1 pseudogene is annotated in these 420 nt (G+C 37.1%); it reads left to right on the forward strand.

Features of this window, described 5'->3' with window-relative positions:
• Nucleotides 1-247, forward strand: a pseudogene (locus H5232_RS23670) (DUF2931 domain-containing protein); the annotation flags it as partial.
• Between the last annotated feature and the right edge of the window lie 173 nt (nt 248-420).

Genomic DNA, 420 nt, shown 5'->3' on the forward strand with positions numbered 1-420 from the left:
CAGAATTTACTACGGTGAACTGGCAATAAATAAAAATGGTTATAAATTAGCTAAAAATTTACCTGCTTATGCATGGATAAGCACAGGAGAAGTAGAAGAAAATATCAGGCCTTATTTAATTGTTGGCATGGGGGATAGTGGCGAGATAAAAGTATGGCTATCAAATGCACGATCTGACAGAAATAGAACAGGCCGTGTATTACACGAGCTTGGCTCTGGGCAAGCACAGTGGCGTGAGAATAAATGACCAGTTTTAAACGCCTTTTTACAACCAGCCAGAACAAGATGAAAAGAGTGAGCAATGGCAATCACAATTAATAAATGGATATAGATTATGGACAAGCTCATAAAATCACTCATCACACTTGCTTTAACATTATTTGTAATAGGTTGCTCGTCAACAGGAACAATTGATTACAT

This window comes from Pseudoalteromonas sp. SG41-5 (assembly GCF_014164495.1).
In the GTDB taxonomy this organism is placed as follows: Bacteria; Pseudomonadota; Gammaproteobacteria; order Enterobacterales; family Alteromonadaceae; genus Pseudoalteromonas; species Pseudoalteromonas rhizosphaerae.